Genomic DNA, 1,999 nt, shown 5'->3' on the forward strand with positions numbered 1-1,999 from the left:
TGGTACACGTCGATATGGTCAATCAGCTCCGCCACCATGCGCTGGGTAATCTCGGTGGCGTTGGTGTACCGCCGGACCGTTTCAAGAAACGTGTCAATGTCCATCCGCTGGCCCTCGCTCTTTTTCAGATCCAGCCGCAGCGCCTTGATCCGCTTGGCGTTCTCTCCCTGCTCCTGCTCGTACCGCTGGGACATTTTCGCAAACCGGGCGTCGCTGATTTTCTGGCTCACGTTATCCTCGTAAAGCCTCTCGAAAAGCCCGTCAAGTTCTTTGTCCCTCGCCAGCAGTCCGTCCAGCTCCCGCTGTTTCCTGGCCCGCTCATTCTCCGTCACTTTTGCGGAACGGCCCATCATGGCCTTGATGAAATCGTCCTCGTACTCATTGGCGAAACAGGCCAACCGGTTTACCTCGTACAGCACCACCCGCTCTAGAAATTCCAGCCGGATATAGTGGGTCTTGGAGCACTTGCGGAGGCCGGAATTGTGGTTCTGGCAACTAAAGAATTTAATATCGTGGTTGCCCTGGTTGAAGTGGAAATTGAGGTTGCCGCCGCACTCCGGGCATTTGAGAACGCCAGAAAAGGCGCTGGGCTCCTGGGTGACGGTGGGCCGCCTCCGGCGGGTCCCCTTTTTCATGCTCTGCACCTTTTCCCAGGTGGGACGGTCTATAATGGCCTCGTGGACGTTGAGGAAGATTGCCTGGTTCTCCTCCGGGTTTTCAATCCGCTTTTTCATCTTGTAGGACTTGGAGTAGGACTTGAAGTTAATCACGTCACCGCAATACTCCTGCAAGGTGAGGATTTTCTTGATGGTGGTATGCCCCCATTTGGTGGGCTCCACGGTGCTTTTGGAACCGCCCCGGCTGGTCCCGTTGCTCCGCCAGTAGTAGGTGGGATTGAACACTCCATCCCGCTCCAGCGCGGCGGCGGTTTCCGCCAGCCCGTAGCCGTCCAGGGCCATTTGATAGATACGCCGCACAACGGCGGCGGCCTCCGGGTCAATCACCCAAAAGCGGGGGTCCTCCGGGTTTTTGATGTAGCCATAGGGGGGCGGGGACAGAGGCACGCCGGAATTGCCTTTCATCTTGTTCACGATCCGGCGCTTCTTGGAAATATCGCGGGCGTACCAAACAATACGGTTCTATGCTAAAAAAACAAGCAAGATAAAAATAGAATTTTATCGAAAAAAAACGTAAAAAGAGGAATATTGATATACGGCGACCGGGAGGAATCTCACACAGGCTTTTTACAAAAGGCCATCTGGAGAAACCCCAAGAAATTTGTTTGCTAGTATGTTTCCCAGCAATTCATATAGCTAAATATAAAAAAGTTGTCGAAAAGACAAATATAACTACTCTAAAGGCGTTCCGAAAGGAGCGCCTTTTTTGTTGCCCGGAGGTCAACCAGAAATGGACAATCAGGATTTTGATTACTACTACGGTGACGAGAGCAACCAATTTTCTTTTTACCGCATCCCCCGCCAGCTTGTGACCGGGGAACGANTCAAGCAGCTATCTACCGATGCCAAATTGCTATATGGCCTCCTGCTGGACCGCATGGGGCTTTCCGCCAAAAATGGCTGGTATGACGGGGCTGGGCGCGTTTATATCTATTACACGTTGGAAGAAATTCAAAATGATCTGCGCTGCGCCCATGGAAAAGCAGTCGTTTTGACGCTTCTTTTCCTGTTGAATTTTGNTGTGGTAACTATCATTCTAACAGACTTAAGGCTATGTGTCCAATGAGCAATCCGCGAAGCCCGCCGGGGCCTTGCAAGCGCATTTTCAATCCGTAACACACTCGGACGCCGCTGCCGCGTGCAGCTGAAGGAAATCCGTGTTACAAAGGAGGTACTATGCACTATTCCGTTTACGACGCAAGCGGGAAGCTCCGCTTTAAAAGCGATAATTGGCCCATGGCCCGCTCCGCTCTGGATTTGGTGATTTCAGAGGCTCCTGTCCCAAATTTCCCAGATGAATGTCCCCGCCTCGAAATCTGGCC

General features: G+C 52.4%; 2 protein-coding genes. One reads left to right on the forward strand and one right to left on the reverse strand.

Going from position 1 to position 1,999, the window contains the following annotated elements; all coding sequences use genetic code 11:
- Window positions 1–1,082, reverse strand: a 1,082-nt coding sequence (locus JX325_RS15890; RefSeq protein WP_204792026.1) for a recombinase family protein, incomplete at its 3' end; no start/stop codon positions are given.
- Window positions 1,083–1,407: 325 nt separating this feature from the next.
- On the opposite strand from JX325_RS15890, the gene JX325_RS15895 reads away from it, so the two are divergent.
- Window positions 1,408–1,743 carry a replication initiator protein A gene (locus JX325_RS15895; RefSeq protein WP_374220651.1) on the forward strand — a complete coding sequence of 112 codons (336 nt, stop codon included), beginning with the start codon at window positions 1,408–1,410 and terminating at the stop codon, window positions 1,741–1,743.
- Window positions 1,744–1,999: the final 256 nt, after the last annotated feature.

Source organism: Oscillibacter sp. CU971 (genome assembly GCF_905219725.1).
In the GTDB taxonomy this organism is placed as follows: Bacteria; Bacillota; Clostridia; order Oscillospirales; family Oscillospiraceae; genus Oscillibacter.